The 15437-nt window shown below is 46.6% G+C and carries 16 protein-coding genes; all 16 read left to right on the forward strand.

All coding sequences use genetic code 11. From position 1 onward, the window contains the following. The first annotated feature begins 2 nt into the window (after positions 1-2). The 16 genes from ACOSVP_RS01340 to flhB all read left to right on the forward strand — a co-directional run bounded on the left by ACOSVP_RS01340 (position 3) and on the right by flhB (position 15435). Complete coding sequence (locus tag ACOSVP_RS01340) at positions 3-785, forward strand: FliH/SctL family protein (protein ID WP_487345717.1); 783 nt, start codon at positions 3-5, stop codon at positions 783-785. A gap of 9 nt (positions 786-794) precedes the next feature. Continuing rightward, positions 795-2132: a flagellar protein export ATPase FliI gene (gene fliI, locus ACOSVP_RS01345; RefSeq protein ID WP_487345718.1), complete on the forward strand. Its 1338-nt coding sequence runs from the start codon at positions 795-797 to the stop codon at positions 2130-2132. Positions 2133-2181: 49 nt separating this feature from the next. Then, positions 2182-2619, forward strand: coding sequence for a flagellar export protein FliJ (gene fliJ, locus ACOSVP_RS01350; protein ID WP_487345719.1), 438 nt, complete (start codon positions 2182-2184; stop codon positions 2617-2619). Beyond that, complete coding sequence (locus tag ACOSVP_RS01355) at positions 2619-4328, forward strand: hypothetical protein (protein ID WP_487345720.1); 1710 nt, start codon at positions 2619-2621, stop codon at positions 4326-4328. Before fliJ ends, ACOSVP_RS01355 begins: the two co-directional genes overlap by 1 nt. A 1-nt stretch (position 4329) precedes the next feature. Beyond that, the gene (locus ACOSVP_RS01360) at positions 4330-6066 is read left to right on the forward strand and encodes a hypothetical protein (RefSeq protein WP_487345721.1); all 1737 of its coding nucleotides are present in this window, start codon (positions 4330-4332) and stop codon (positions 6064-6066) included. Between the two features lie 44 nt (positions 6067-6110). Beyond that, positions 6111-6410: an STAS domain-containing protein gene (locus tag ACOSVP_RS01365; protein WP_487345722.1), complete on the forward strand. Its 300-nt coding sequence runs from the start codon at positions 6111-6113 to the stop codon at positions 6408-6410. A gap of 18 nt (positions 6411-6428) precedes the next feature. Next, the gene (locus tag ACOSVP_RS01370) at positions 6429-8123 is read left to right on the forward strand and encodes a SpoIIE family protein phosphatase (protein ID WP_487345723.1); all 1695 of its coding nucleotides are present in this window, start codon (positions 6429-6431) and stop codon (positions 8121-8123) included. A 49-nt stretch (positions 8124-8172) separates the two neighbouring features. Continuing rightward, positions 8173-10041, forward strand: a complete 1869-nt coding sequence (locus ACOSVP_RS01375) for a flagellar hook-length control protein FliK (RefSeq protein WP_487345724.1) — start codon at positions 8173-8175, stop codon at positions 10039-10041. Between the two features lie 97 nt (positions 10042-10138). Further along, the gene (locus tag ACOSVP_RS01380) at positions 10139-10657 is read left to right on the forward strand and encodes a flagellar basal body-associated FliL family protein (protein ID WP_487345725.1); all 519 of its coding nucleotides are present in this window, start codon (positions 10139-10141) and stop codon (positions 10655-10657) included. Between the two features lie 10 nt (positions 10658-10667). Continuing rightward, on the forward strand, positions 10668-11639 hold the full coding sequence (gene fliM, locus ACOSVP_RS01385; protein WP_487345726.1) for a flagellar motor switch protein FliM: 972 nt from the start codon (positions 10668-10670) through the stop codon (positions 11637-11639). 9 nt (positions 11640-11648) lie between these two features. Continuing rightward, on the forward strand, positions 11649-12107 hold the full coding sequence (gene fliN / locus ACOSVP_RS01390; RefSeq protein ID WP_487345727.1) for a flagellar motor switch protein FliN: 459 nt from the start codon (positions 11649-11651) through the stop codon (positions 12105-12107). 7 nt (positions 12108-12114) lie between these two features. Continuing rightward, positions 12115-12501, forward strand: coding sequence for a flagellar biosynthetic protein FliO (gene fliO, locus ACOSVP_RS01395; protein WP_487345728.1), 387 nt, complete (start codon positions 12115-12117; stop codon positions 12499-12501). Further along, positions 12491-13249 (forward strand): flagellar type III secretion system pore protein FliP, encoded by a 759-nt coding sequence (gene fliP, locus ACOSVP_RS01400; protein WP_487345729.1) that lies wholly within the window; start codon positions 12491-12493, stop codon positions 13247-13249. The genes fliO and fliP overlap by 11 nt, the downstream gene beginning before the upstream one ends. Positions 13250-13251: 2 nt before the next feature. Beyond that, positions 13252-13521 carry a flagellar biosynthesis protein FliQ gene (gene fliQ / locus ACOSVP_RS01405; protein ID WP_055461985.1) on the forward strand — a complete coding sequence of 90 codons (270 nt, stop codon included), beginning with the start codon at positions 13252-13254 and terminating at the stop codon, positions 13519-13521. Beyond that, complete coding sequence (gene fliR / locus ACOSVP_RS01410) at positions 13521-14303, forward strand: flagellar biosynthetic protein FliR (RefSeq protein WP_487345730.1); 783 nt, start codon at positions 13521-13523, stop codon at positions 14301-14303. Before fliQ ends, fliR begins: the two co-directional genes overlap by 1 nt. After that, positions 14296-15435: a flagellar biosynthesis protein FlhB gene (gene flhB, locus ACOSVP_RS01415; RefSeq protein ID WP_487345731.1), complete on the forward strand. Its 1140-nt coding sequence runs from the start codon at positions 14296-14298 to the stop codon at positions 15433-15435. Before fliR ends, flhB begins: the two co-directional genes overlap by 8 nt. Positions 15436-15437 lie beyond the last annotated feature (2 nt).

Consider the following 15437-nt stretch of genomic DNA (forward strand, 5'->3'; position numbering starts at 1 on the left):
AAATGTCTGACAATGAAAAGAAACTGACTGCCTACGAACGCTGGGAATTACCGAATCTCGAAGGTCAAAGCAGCAATGCTAAGTCCCAATCCCAAGCATTAGCCATCAAAGATGAAGAAGCGGTAGAGATCACTGAGGAATTTGATGAAGATTCTGTGGTCTATGAGCCCCTTACCGCACAGCAGCTGGAGGAGATTCGTCTAGCGGCTTACGAGGAAGGCTTTGCACAAGGGCAAGAAGACGGTCAAAAGGCCGGTTACGAAGAAGGCTTCACTAAAGGTCAAGAAGACGGCCTACAACAGGGTCTAGAGCAAGGCCATGAAGCTGGTAAGTCCGAAGCTCATGCGCAAGGTATTGAGCTCGCAAAAGCCCAAATAGGGGAATTAGAAAACCTATTGAACGGTGCTTTGAAAGAATTTGAGCAACCTTTAGAAAGTACTCGTGAGCGGCTAGAGCAGCTGTTACAGGGGGCTACAAAACGTATCGTTGAGCATATCGTGCGCCGTGAGCTGAGCGAAAACTCTAGGGAACTGATCCACGCTGAACTGGAAAAAATCCTTAACACCTTGGGTGATAACGAAGGCCGTGCTGTGCTGCTGGTTCATCCTAATTCTATAGAAGCGATTCAGGCGTTAGCGGCGGAACAGCGTCTTACCATCAAAATTAAACCGGATGCCAGTCTGATGGAAGGGGGCTTTATCCTTGATTCCCATGACTTTTATGTGGACGGCTCGGTTGAATCTCGTTTAAATGAAGTTTTAAAGTCGCTGGATAAGCCTCAATAAGCCGTCTTCATGCCTACACTTTTAGATCGTCTAAGTCGTTTAGCAGAACAGGATTTGCCGGAACACTCAATTGATATTGAGGGAAAGGTCACGCGCATGGTGGGTTTAACCATGGAAGCGGTCGGCTGTGCTGCAGCGCTTGGCGATCGTTGTGCCGTGCAAATTGGCAAAAATCGTTGGGTAGAATCGGAAGTGGTAGGGTTTACCGGTGATCTTACCTATCTTATGCCGACCGAAGCCATTGATGGTATTTCCCCTGGTGCGCGGGTGCGTCCATTGCGTGAAGACAGTCATATGCCGGTGGGACCAGGGCTGCTGGGTCGAGTCGTCAACGGATTAGGTCGTCCTTTGGATGGCAAAGGCCCGATACAGGCTGAGGAAAGCATCAGCTTGCAAGGGGAAATTATTAACCCACTGCAGCGTAAACCTATCAGTGAGCCCCTAGATGTGGGGATCAAGGCGATCAATTCTCTGCTAACGGTTGGTAAAGGCCAGCGTCTTGGCTTATTTGCCGGCAGTGGTGTTGGTAAGAGTATGCTGCTTGGCATGATGACGCGTTTTACTGAGGCCGATATCACCATCGTTGGTTTGATTGGTGAGCGTGGTCGTGAGGTAAAGGAGTTTATTGAGCAAATTCTGGGAGAAGAAGGTCTGGCGCGCTCCGTCGTGGTTGCTTCTCCTGCGGACGATTCTGCCTTGATGCGATTGCGTGCAGCGGTGCTGACCTCGCGGATTGCTGAGTACTACCGTGATCAAGGCAAAAATGTCCTACTGTTGATGGATTCGTTAACCCGTTATGCCCAGGCACAACGTGAAATTGCCTTGTCAGTGGGCGAGCCTCCTGCGACCAAAGGCTATCCACCATCGGTGTTTTCCAAGCTACCTTGGTTGGTGGAACGAGCCGGTAATGGTAAAGAGGGCGGTGGTTCCGTCACCGCGTTTTATACCGTGCTAACGGAAGGGGATGATCAGCAAGATCCGATTGCCGATGCCTCCCGTGCCATTCTTGATGGTCACATAGTGTTGTCGCGCCGCTTGGCTGAAGAGGGGCACTATCCAGCGATTGATATTGAAGCCTCGATTTCACGTGCCATGCCACATATCGTCTCAGATGCCCATTTACAGGGGGCTATGCGCGTAAAGCAGCTTTACTCTCGCTATCAACAGAACCGTGATTTGATTGCCGTAGGGGCTTATACACGTGGCACCGATCCTGAGCTTGATCAAGCGATTGCGTTAATTCCTGCGATCAATGATTTCCTGCGTCAGTCGTTGAGTGAAAGCTTTAATATTGATAAGAGTTTAGAGGCCTTGGTGGCAGCGATGACGTCGACACCGGCAAAGTAGACGCTTTTTCTTTAAGCCGCTAATATCAAGCAAGTTGTGAGGGATTATTATGAAAAAGTCTCAGCGTATGCAGGTGTTAGTTGATCTTTCTCAACGTAAGGAAGATGAAGTCGCGAAAGCGCTCGCAAAAGATCAAGCGCGTCTGCAACATGATCAGCAGAAGTTGCAAGAGTTGAGGGATTACGCAGCGCAATACGATGAACAGCGTAACCTGTTGGGCTTGTCGCCTTATTTAACGACCAACTATCAGCATTTCGTGACGCGCTTACAACAGGCGATTAAACAGCAAGAGCAGCAGGTCAAACGTTCGCAACAGCAGGTCAATATGGCATTGAAACGTTGGCAAGATGCCCGAGCGAAAACCAAAGGCATGGATTGGCTAAAAGAGAAAAGTATTAATGAAGAAGTTGCTTTCGCAGACAAACAAGAGCAAAAGCAAATCGACGAACTGTCTAATCGTGCGTTTTTTGAGCGGATGCGTTCCTAATGTCTGAGGTGGCGATGGCCTCAACTTGTTCCATGGTGTCGGTTCTATTTGATCTTGAAGCCGCCATTTATCAGTCGCACCTTTACCCCCTTAAATCCCACCTTGCTATTCAGTCCCTGTGTCACACACTACAGACTCATTTTGTTTTCCCCGAGGCATTGCGACAGTCCTTAGACAATGTGCTGCAATCGCTTGATCAAGTGGTGGAAGCTGGCAATTTTCTCAACGCTCAGCAGTTGTCTGATTTACTGGCATGGGTGAGCACCTTTCGCTCGGTTTGGGTGGCATGGCAGGGCTTTGACGCGACAGCAGATTATGGCGCGTTGCAAACCATCCAACATCGTTTTAGCGGCTCTTTTTCGAGTGTTAATAGTAGCGATGTCAACCGCTTTGTCGGTGAGTTTTCTGGACGAGTGCCACAAGGCTTTGCCGACTTTTCGACGTTATCTGATGTCGGCTACTGGGTGATTGATCACGCTGAAAATAGCGTGCGAGGCAATCGCCAGCAAAGTGATGCGGTGGCTATGCGGGTTGTTTTGGAGACGGGGTTATCGTTGACGCAATTGAGTGATTGCCTGCCTAGTTGGCAATGGCAAGCACTGCTAGAAGATGAACAGCAAGCGCTTAACTTGCGACCTGAAAGTGAGAATTATTGGGTCGATTGGTTGCATACCATGGCTGCAGAGCGAGAAGTGTGGCGCCGTTCAGCTTCGTTCTTAAGATTCTATAAATCCTTGCAAGATCAAGTACGTGAGCAATTTTCGGTGGCGCTTGATCAACTCTATAATTTGCCACGCAGCGCCAATATCTGGGTCGCAGCCGCTAGCGATACGGCTCCAAATATCAGTCAGTTTGATTTATATGGTGGTCGAATCTACTTACTCGACGCGTCGGGCCATGCACAGCAGGTCTTGGCGTTATCCGAATCGGTTATACCTATTTATGTGCTGGAATTTGCCACAACGAGTCTAGTGGTGCCGGCGTTTCGTGCGCGATTAATGGATGTGGCGCAGGCGTCAAAAGATGAACAGCTTTGGAGCTTTGCTGATGATTGGTGTGAGCAATCGTCAAATGAATTTATTGGACAGAGAATTTATGTGGCGACTCAGGCGGGTGAGGTGTGCATCGGGGCGATAAGCATTACACGTGATTATGGTACGGTACTGCGTAGCACTTGTTTAGCGCATGACTCACGCAATATGTGGCGGGTAAGGGATGCTTTTCTTTGTGAGCCGCTGTTTCCAGAAGAGTCTAACCCGTCCGTACAGCGTCAATGGCGTGCAGACTTCCAGCCTGCCTCTCGTCCTAAAAATCATACGCCTGTGTATTTTCAGCTGGGCAATCAATGTGGCGTGGAGTTGTTTGCCGATATGGTGGTCGGCCTGCAGCCGTATCGCTCAGTAGAGTTTGTAAGGCCCGGTTTTGTCTACCATAGTGGTCAAGTGATGCCATTAATCGAGCCGCAAGAGGCCGATTGCCATCAGGATGATATGGTCATATTGGTGGTGGTACGAGGGAGCTATTTTGCTTTTCGTGGACGCTATAGCTTGGATAAAAATGTGGTGCACGCCTTGGTAGAGGGCGATGCGATTGTGCTAACTTGGCAAATGAATCGGATCAACATAAGCTTGCAGGATAAGGGTTGGTTTTTACTTGATCAGCGACATACCTACTTGTTTCATAAACAGTTGTTAGAGATTTTAAAATAAGATGGATGCGACTAATTCAGCTCATGCTGCTTTTGATCAGCGTCGAACTCGTTTTTCCGACTGGATAGTTCAGTATGGATTGCTGTTCACGTTGCTGTTTTTTGGCCTTCTCGGAGGAACTTATTATGCGCTCAATGAACGCATTGATAGGTCTCTTAAGTCGGCCAGTGAGCTGCATGATATTGCCTACTCGAGTTTGGAGATCGCTCATGGTTGGCAATCGATTTCACCTGAACGAGAGCGAGGAGATATTGCAAATCTGCTGCAACAAGAGCGCTTATTGGTACAACGTTTACGTGAGCAAATTCCGAGTATGGTCGATTTGCCTAGTGCGCCGGTGACTATTTCGCAATTTACCGTGCCTGAACAAGTGCGTTTGGCGCAAAGTCGCTTGACTCAGATTAAGCAGATCGCAACCGAGTACAGTTCTCGTCTCGGGCAAATGGATGTTTTGCAACAACCTATGGCAATTGCTTTGTCGTTAGGCTGGTTGATTTTGCTGGGGTACCTGATTTGGGGATGGCGTCGAGTTCTGATGGATTGTCAGCAGGCGCTCAATTTTTTTCATGTCCAAGTGGATAGGGCGCAGTCAGGTGTTCATCTGCCACCTCCCGTTCATCGTAATGATGAATTTGGCGATTTTGCTCGCTACTTAAATAGTGTTTTGACCTCCATCTCTGGCGACTTGTCCCATCATCGTGGTTTTGCTCAATTGTATCGTTCCGCTCTATCGGCGTCTTTGTCATTGAAACTGGTGGTCAATCAGTCGCATGAAATTCTCAATGTCAGTGAGGGTTTATCTGAGCTTTGGATATTAGAGCCAGTGGCTTTATCGGAGGTGCTGGGGGTCGATGCTCATTTAACGTCATTAGAAGGTGAAATGGTTGCCGACAGTGTGTTTCTGGATGCACCAGCGGACCCTGTCCGTATCGCCAATCGCTTGTATGAAGTGCGCTTATCTAAAATCGATCATGAGCCAATTTCGGGTTACTTAATTGAGTTGGCTGTGATTGAATCCCATGCAGAGCTTAGAGTGTTAGAAGCAACGTTAAGCCTGATGTCGAGTGATGTATGGGATGCCCCGATTCGTATCTTGGATGAGACCTCACCTTACTACAGTTTTTCGGAGAAACTAGAGCGTAGTCGTCAGCGAGTGTTCAAGTTTCTTCAGCAAAGCAATGAATTAGTAAACAATGCTGACAAAGAGTATCCCAAGATTACTAAACTGCAACAGTTGTCTGAATGGCTGATTGCTAAACTTAGCAACAATGAGATGCAATCGAATGAGTGCTCTGAGCGCCGTCAGTTGTTTGTCTCAGAAGTGGATGTTAGCAAGCAAGATTTCTTGCGGGTAAGAGAGCAAATTGAATACCGCTTCGAGCTATATGAAGCTTATCTGCAGCAAATGGTTGAGTGGCAGGCGTCTCAAGCAACTTGGGTGGCCACCGTCAATGAAGGATTGCTGGATACCAAAGAAGCGATATTAAATCTTTTGACCATTGTTCATACGGAACCCACCAGTGCTAGCGTGATTGAACACAGTGTGATCGATCTAACGCACGATATTGATACCGTATTGAATGATATTCTGGACTCCAAACCCATTCCTGGCGAATTGCGAATCGAGCATGTGAAAAGCTCAGAGTCGGAATTGATGAGGCGTTTGAACGAAGTGCAAACCCAGTTGGATCATCTTTCTGATTTGGCGCAGCAGGAGCAAAAAATCTCTCAGCAATAGCTTGCATACGCCAGCTTTCAGCTAAGTATTGTGAGGCAATATGTATGATCATTGGGCAGTTTGATGAAAAGTCAGCGACGGTTACCTTGGTGCTAAAAGGGCGTTTTGATTACGCCTGTCAGCAAGAGTTTCGCGAAAGCTTTGCTCGTTACCCCAAAGGTAGCCATTTTATTATTGACCTGCGTGACGTCAGTTACATTGACAGCTCGGCGTTAGGTATGTTGCTGTTACTGCGCGATCATGCCGGTGGTGATAGTGCTAAAGTGACGATCAAGGGTGCGTCCGAGTTCGTTACCAATGCCTTGAAAATGGCACGATTTGAGCGTCTGTTTGCATTAAGCTGATTAGGATAGGAAGCCCTAATGAAGGAACAAAATCTCAAAATATTAGTGGCTGATGATAATCCGTCGGATCGAATGCTGTTAGAAAGCATGCTTTTGCAATTAGGGCATGTGGTAGAGACTGCGGTTGACGGTCAAGATGCGGTTGAAAAATTTGATCCAAATAGCATTCAGCTGGTCTGTCTTGATGTGCAAATGCCCCGTAAAGATGGCTGGGAAGCGGCGCTTGAGATTTTAAAAATCGCCGACGAAAAGCTTGTTCCAATAGTCTTTCTATCTGGCGTCACAGACCCTGACGTATTGAAAAAGTGTCTGGAGGCTGGGGCGACAGACTTCATTTCAAAGCCCTATAACCCCACTCTAGTTTCCGCCAAGTTAAATGCTATCGCGCGTTTATTGGTGATGCAAAATACCTTGTCGGTACAGCGGGATAGGCTGTCTTTTCTGAACCAACAAATGGTGCATGATCAAGAAGTCGCGAAAATGGTGTATGAACGCATTACCCATTCTAACTGTTTGTCGGACCCTGCTTTGAATACCTTGCACCACGGTAGTCATATTTTTAATGGGGATGTGATTCTAGCGGCCTACAAACCTAATGGCGGCATGCATATTTTGTTAGGTGACTTTACCGGCCATGGTTTGTCTGCTGCCATTGGTGCTTTGCCGTTAGCCGATATCTTCTTTGATTGGACTGAGAAAGGCTTTCTCATGCGCCAGATCCTACCTGAGATCAATAAGCGCTTGCACAACATTTTGCCGCCGAATATGTTCTGTGCCGCAGCCTTTATCGATATCAATGCCCACAACCGAACCGCATCGGTATGGAACGCCGGTTTGCCTGATCTGCTGTATTTCTCCGCGGATTCGGCACAGCCGCGTAAGATCGCGTCCGATTCATTGCCATTAGGCATACTGAATGAATATGAGTTTGAAGCCAATATCGATATGTTGTCCTATGAGTCGGGTGATTATTTGATTGCCTTCACTGATGGAGTGTATGAGGCACGATCGAAAGATAATAAGATACATTACAACAGTGCATTAGATCCTCTCTATGCTGGAGAGGTAGCGGGTAGTCCGTTTGTTTGGCTTGAGAACATGCTGAAGAAAGAAGGCATTTTAGAAAATCCACACGATGATATTTCCGTGCTAGGTATCGATTTAACTAAGGCGTTGGATAATAGTCCTCAATCAAAGCCTGCGGAGGTTGGAAATGCTGTCAATGAGCCTGCTAGCTTTGCCTTTCGTTATGAGCTTAATGCTAAGTCACTTAAGAACACGGACCCACTACCGTACCTGTTGCAAATCCTAACCACCGTACCAGAGCTGAGTAAACGCTCCGGTGAAGTGTTTATGATCCTATCTGAGATGTATTCCAATGCTCTTGAGCATGGCATCTTAAAGCTGGATTCAAGCCTTAAGAAAACCGTGGAGGGTTTTGCGGAATACTACTCTTCCCGTGACTTGAAATTAAAGCAACTGAAAGAAGGTCGAGTGACCATTGAAATACAAGTCAGTGCCGATGCTGATCAGGGCTGTTTGTTCCTGACCATGTCGGACAGTGGTGATGGTTACGATATTAGCCAACTTAACTTTGAAAATTTAGATCATGAGATGCCTTTCAATCGTGGTCTTAGCCTCATCAATCAACTGTGCCATAAATTGGAAATCTCTGAGAATGGCTCACGTATCGCAGTCGAATATCGTTGGTAAACTTGGCCTCCTATTTGCAGTCTAGATTGTGAATAGTGGAGGTCGCCTCATGATTAACAGCCCAACTTTATCCGTTTTATCTTCTGCTCCAAAAGCCGTCAAGGCGCCTACTGTGCCAGTGTCAAATGACGCTCGCCAAAGTTTTGGTTCTGCCTTCGATGCGGCTAATCAAAGCGCACAAAATAAAGCGCCAGTAGAACGAGAAAACATCGAAAAAACTCAGTCTAATCAAGAGTTTTCATCTTCTGATGTCAATCAAAAACAGGCGACTACAGAAGCCAGTAGAAGTGAGCAAGGTCAGCAACCCTCACGCCATTCTGAAACGAACAAACAATCTACGTCAGACGCATCTGCCGAGTCAGTATCAGAGACCGACAGTAACAGTGATGTGACGACGGATAAGGCTAAGTCAGCTTCTTCGATAACAGAGGGAGAAGACACTCAAGGGCAAGAAAACGGCAAAGCATGGCAAGCAGAAGGGCAAAGCCTTGCAGTGGATCCAGAGGTTGTTACGGCCGCTTCAAGCGCCCCTCAAATTATTGCCCAAGCTAGTCCTGATGAGACATTAGAGTCGCCGTTAGAATCAGTGCTTGTTAATGAGGTGGGTGTAGCCGTCGTCGAGGAATCGATTGAGGCATCTTCTGACACCTTGCTTACTACGGAATCCGATAGCACGCCAGCATCAAGCACAGCTAAAAATGTCACCGAGACTATTCTATCTGGTGATGTAGAGGGAGAGAGCGCTCTGTCTGTTGAAGGCGAAGCGGATTTGGGAAATCCTATTACCACTGAATTCGCGGCCGATAAAGAGGAGGTCAGTGTTACTGATGAGACTGATAGCTCGACAGAGGTGTTGGAGAACATCAGCGTTAGTCTTAACGATGTTAATGACTCTACTATGACTGCTCCGGTTAAAGCTAATGAGTCAGCAGAGACTAACGCAGAGGATGCGGCAATTGCTCAAAGCGAAGTCGGGATCGTAACTCAGATGGTCTCGGAGCAAGCAGCTGAAGCTGTACAAGTTGGCGCTGATGCTGCGCAGCTAAGAGAGTCTCGTCCAGTCGACTTAGTGGCGCAAGGCGTCGTTGAGCAAACGGATGTTGATAGTATCGATTCTAAAGCCAGCGATAATCTACGCTGGGTGATGGAGCAGATGTCTAAAAAAGCAGCGGAGCCTGTGGGGCTAAATAATGCCTTAAACCAAGTATCACAAGACAATGGCTCGTTGCTCGAAAGTGACTTTCTTGGTTCGCTCACAGATGGCGAGCTGGTCCTAGACAGTGACAAGATTGAGTTACCAAAAGATATCAGTGAAATGCTTGGCGGCAAGAAAACGTTGGATCAATTGATGGCGAATTTGGGCAGTCAATTGCAACCTGCAGCGGCGCAAACCAATTCTCAGGGAGCCTTGAATGCGCTACAGAACAATCCAGCAAGCGCCCGTCCTGAAGGGGCTGCGGCACAACTGACGATGCAAGCACCACCGAATGCGACGGCTTTTCCTTCGGAAATGGCTGCTAAGGTTTCTTGGATAGCGAAAGAAGGCTTTAAAACCGCTCATATTCACTTGGATCCACCGGAGCTTGGTAGTTTAACCGTGAAGATTAGTGTGGATCATGAATCGAATGCCCATGTAAGTTTTGTCGCCAGTTCTGCACAGGCCAAAGACGCCCTCGAAGGACAAATGCAGCGTTTAAGAGAGATGCTGCAGCAGCAAGGTGTTGAGCTGGACTCGGTGGATGTAGAAGTGTCTCAGGGAAATGATCAAGCGTTTAGCTCAGGGCAATTTGCCGGTGATGATGGACAGGGTGGAAGTGCTTCAGGAATTGGGGCTGGCGATGATCTTGTTGATGGGGATGAGCTTGAAAACGTGGCATATGTCGAGCCCGCAGAGCAAGGGATTGATTATTACGCATAGAAAACCGTGGTGATTCACTATAATCTTTGTAGAATAGTGGTCTTGCACATTCATACATAGAATGTAACTCGCTAATTTGCATGAACAAGGGTTGTATATGGCAGATGAATTAGATGTTGGCGCTGAAGAAGGGAAAAAAGGCGGCAAAAAGAAGCTGATCATCATTATTCTGGTGGCGTTGTTAGTACTCGGTGGCGGCGGTGCAGCGGCTTATTTCTTGTTGTTGAGTGGTGACGACTCCGAAGCTGCTGTTGAAGGGGACGGTGCCGCGGCAACGGAAATGGTACAAACCGAAGGCCCTGCGATTTATTTGGATCTAGATCAGCCATTTGTGGTGGATTTCTTAGTCTCAGGTAAGCAGCGTTACTTGCAGTTGAATATGACATTGAAATCCCGTGATCAAGGTCAGATTGACGCGGTAAAACTGCACATGCCATTGATTCGTAACAGCTTAGTATTACTGTTCTCGAGCCAGTCTTTCGATGAACTGCAGACCATTGAAGGTAAGCAAAAGCTTAAAAGCTCATCGGTTGAAGCCATTAATAATATCCTAACTCAGGAAACTGGGATGGGTGGTATTGAAGACGTATTGTTCACAAACTTTGTGATGCAATAGGGACGGTTAGATGGCTGCGCAAGATTTATTATCTCAAGACGAAATTGATGCGTTATTACATGGCGCAGATGAAAAACCTGATACGGATGATAATGCCGATTCAGGTGGTATCTTGTCTTATGATATTACCAGCCAAGAGCGCATTGTACGTGGGCGAATGCCCACGTTGGAAATGATTAACGAGCGTTTCGCCCGTTATACGCGTATCAGCTTGTTTAATTTGCTACGCCGTACCGCGGATGTATCATCCGGTGGCTTGCAAATTATGAAATTTGGTGAGTATGTACATACCTTGTATGTACCGACCAGTTTGAACCTTGTTAAATTTCGTCCTTTACGCAGCACGGCGTTGTTTATTCTCGATGCTAAACTGGTTTTTAAGCTGGTGGATAACTTTTTTGGTGGTGATGGTCGTCACGCCAAAATTGAAGGTCGTGAATTTACCCCGACCGAGATTCGTATCGTTCAATTGATGCTAGAGCAAGTATTCGTTGATTTAACGGAAGCTTGGGCGCCAGTATTGAAAGTGGATCTTGAATACATCAGTTCCGAAGTAAACCCGGCGATGGCCAACATTGTTAGTCCAAGTGAGGTGGTGGTGGTCTCTACTTTCCACATCGAGCTTGATGGCGGTGGTGGTGAACTGCACATTACCCTCCCTTATTCAATGATTGAGCCGGTCCGAGAACTTTTGGATGCCGGTGTACAAAGTGATGTCGATGAAAAAGATGAGCGTTGGGGTAAATCATTAGAACAGGATGTGCGCGAGTTAGACGTTAAATTACAGGTCAATGTGGTTAATAAAAAAGTCAGACTTGGCGATGTAATGAAATTTAAAGCTGGTGACGTAATCCCGATTGAAATGCCTGAATTGGTAACGGTAAGAGCCAATAATGTGCCGACCTTCAGGGGTAAGCTAGGTGTCAGTAATGGACACTATGCCGTCGAAATGATTGAAAGTTGTAAGAATTCAAAAAATTAGGTTTTAGATATGGCTGAAGAAACAAACCCAGATGCAGAAGGAATGGATCAGGACTTAGCGGATGAATGGGCCGCGGCAATGTCCGAAGCGGGCGATGCTGGAGAAGGTGGTGATCTAGATGATGAATGGGCAGCGGCTATGTCTGAACAGGAAGTGAAACCAGTTCAGCTTGACCAGTTAGGTTCTGTCCCAAGTGTGGCAGGTCTGAGTTCCGATATGGAGCTAATCATGGACATCCCAGTGACCTTGTCGATGGAGCTGGGTAACACTGAAATCGCCATCCGTAACCTATTGCAGCTGACTCAGGGGTCTGTTGTTGAATTGGATCGATTTGCCGGTGAACCACTAGATGTGTTGGTTAATGGTACCTTGATTGCTCATGGCGAGGTGGTTGTGGTCAACGACAAATACGGTATTCGTTTGACTGATGTGGTCAGTCCGAGTGAACGTATCAAGCGCCTGAAGTAAATCATTGATGTTTCGCTTAATAGGCTTTATTGCCCTGTCTTTGCTACCTGTGGTGGTGTTTGCTGAACCTTATTCTGGCGGCATAAAAATGGCTGACGCTTCTTCTATTTGGCGTTTATTCTTAGCGTTGGCGTTTTTAATCGTTTTGATCCCTTTAGTGATTTGGGGCTTAAAGCGGTTGCAGGGCTTACAGCATAAATTGTCTAAATCTGAGATTCAGGTTATCGCCTCGCAATCTATTGGTGCTAAAGAGAAACTGATCTTGGTTGAAGTGCAAGGTAAGCGACTGTTACTAGGAGCGACGGCTCATAACATTACTTGTTTGAATGAATTTGAGGCTAGCGGAAATCAGTTTGCCGAAGTGATGAATGAACAGTTAGCCAATGAAAAATAACCTCTCCAATGTTTGCCGCGTGATCTTTGCGTTATTTTTAATAACGCCTTTGTTTGCGTGGGCTGAGCCCGGCTTGCAGGCGATCACTGTGACGACCAATCCAGACGGCAGTCAGGAATACACAGTAACGTTACAAATCCTCTTTATCATGACGGCGCTGACGCTATTGCCAGCCGCATTGATCATGATGACATCCTTTACCCGCATCATTATAGTGCTGTCGATTCTGCGACAAGCCATGGGTTTGCAACAGTCACCATCGAACCAAATTATGTTAGGTATGGCGTTATTTCTGACCTTGTTCATCATGACGCCTACCCTAGATAAAATAAATGAACTGGCACTGCAGCCGTATCTCAATAACGAAATGACCTCTATGCAGGCGGTGGAAGCCGCCTCTGGACCTGTGCGAGAGTTTATGTTGGCGCAGACTCGAGAAGACGATGTGGCCTTGTATGTAAAGCTGGCGGGTAAAGAGGGAGAGATTAATTCTCTCGATGAGCTTCCTTTTACTATATTGATGCCTGCATTTGTTACCAGTGAATTGAAGACCGCATTTCAAATCGGCTTTATGTTGTTTATTCCATTTCTGATAGTGGACATGGTTGTGGCCAGTGTCTTGATGGCCATGGGTATGATGATGCTGTCACCGGTAATTATCTCTTTGCCATTTAAAATTATGCTCTTTGTCATGGTGGACGGTTGGTCGATGATTATGGGCACATTAGCTGCTAGCTTTGGGGTGTAACTATGGATCCGCAGGTAATTCTCGATCTTTATGGGCAAGGCTTCTATCTCATCGTTGTTATGGTGTCTGCGGTAATGGTGCCGAGCTTGGTGGTTGGCTTAATGGTAAGTGTGTTTCAAGCCGCGACACAAATTAACGAGCAGACGTTGACCTTTTTACCGCGTTTTGTGGTAACTATTTTTGCCATTATGCATTTGGGACCTTGGCTATTGATGAGTCTGACGGACTTTTTCAATCAACTCTTTATTGATATTCCTATGTTGATTGGCTGATGTTGGAGCTTAATCCTGATCAATTGATGGCGTTAGTGGTCAGTTTTCTGCTGCCGTTTTTTCGAATCGGGGCGTTTTTAATGGCCTTGCCATTGTTTGGTAGCCAATTAGTCAGCGTGCGTGTACGACTAATTTTTGCCTTTGTGATCTCTATTATTGTTACCCCTGTGATCACGATTCCGACCTACGATCCTATTTCCCCCGCGTTTATTCTATTGATTGCTGAACAACTGATTGTCGGCATTGTCCTAGGCTTTGTTGTCACTGTTTTGTTTCAGATTTTTGCTTTAGCGGGGCAATTGGCGGCGATGAAAGCGGGCTTAGGTTTTGCTATGTCAAACGACCCTGCAAACGGTATTACGGTTGCTACTGTTGGTCAGTATTATATGACCATGGCTGGCTTGGCTTTTCTCGGTACTAATGGTCACTTGATCATGATTGAGTATTTAGTCGAGAGTTTCGACTATTGGCCTGTAGGCAGTGGCTTTGATAGTCAGCGTTACTGGGATGTGGTGATGTTGGGGGGCTGGTTGTTTGAGAAAGGCTTATTGGTAGTGCTTCCGCTTGCTGTGGCAACGCTGATTATGAATATCTCATTTGGTATCGTGGCGAAAGCGTCGCCGCAGCTAAATATCTTTGCCATGGGCTTTCCTGTGATCATGCTGTTCTCACTGCTGTTTATCTGGATCATGCTGCAAGACTTTTTGGATATCTATCGGTTATTCTTCCAAGAAATGACAACTTGGTTGCAAGAAACGTGGGGGATCAGCGCACATGGCTGAGAACGAAGACGGTACCGAAAAAACCGAAGACGCCAGTGCCAAGAAAGTCCAAGACGCCCGTGAAAAAGGTAACGTTGCTCGGTCTAGAGATCTAAGCAGCGCAGCGCTCTTGGTCGTTTCGGCACTGGCGATGTATATGGTGGGCATGCTGATCGTTGACGATCTCATGCGACTCTATTCGTTCAATTTCTCAATTGCCCGAGAAGATTTATTTGATGTCGCCATGATGATTCATCATTTGTATGTCTCCATCATGACGGCCATAGATTCCATCACCATATTTATGTTGATCGTCGCGGCGGCGGGGATTATCGGTAGCGTGGCTTTAGGGGGCTTTAACTTTACCCTACAAGCGGTGGCGCCCAAGTTTTCCAAAATGAATCCTATTGCTGGTCTGAAACGAATGTTTTCGGTGCAGTCTTTAGTAGAGCTCCTAAAGTCCACGTTAAAAATTTTGTTGGTGGGGACGGTTGCTGCGTTTGTTTTGATGCACTATTTGCCAACCTTGACTGGGTTGGCATTTGAGACCATTGGAACGGCGTTAAGTCATACTTTGGAAATCTTGATTTGGGCATTTATTTTGGTGTCATCGTCTTTGATTATTATTGCCGCGATTGATGTGCCGTTTCAGGCTTGGCAGCACAAAGACAAATTAAAAATGACCAAGCAAGAGGTAAAAGACGAATACAAGCAATCTGAAGGTGACCCTCAGGTGAAAGGCCGTATTCGTCAGTTGCAACGCCAAGCGGCTATGCGTCGTATGATGTCAGATGTACCAAAAGCTGATGTGATTATTACCAACCCGACGCACTATTCTGTGGCCCTAAAGTACGATCAGACCAGTGGTAAAGCGCCGGTCCTGCTCGCGAAAGGTAATGATTTTATTGCCTTGAAGATTCGGGAGATTGGCAATTTCTACGATATCCCTGTGATACAATCTCCGGCATTAACCCGTGCAGTGTATAAACACACTGAAATCGGTGATGAAATCCCTGAAGGTCTATTTAAGGTGATTGCTCAGTTACTTGCCTATGTTTATCAGCTAAGGCTGGCTCGAAGTGGTGAAAAACCACCCGAGCGAATGCCAGATCTAGATGTGCCAGATGAGTTTCAATGGAATGGGGATCTTTGATT

This window comes from Marinomonas sp. HM11-D (assembly GCF_057626615.1).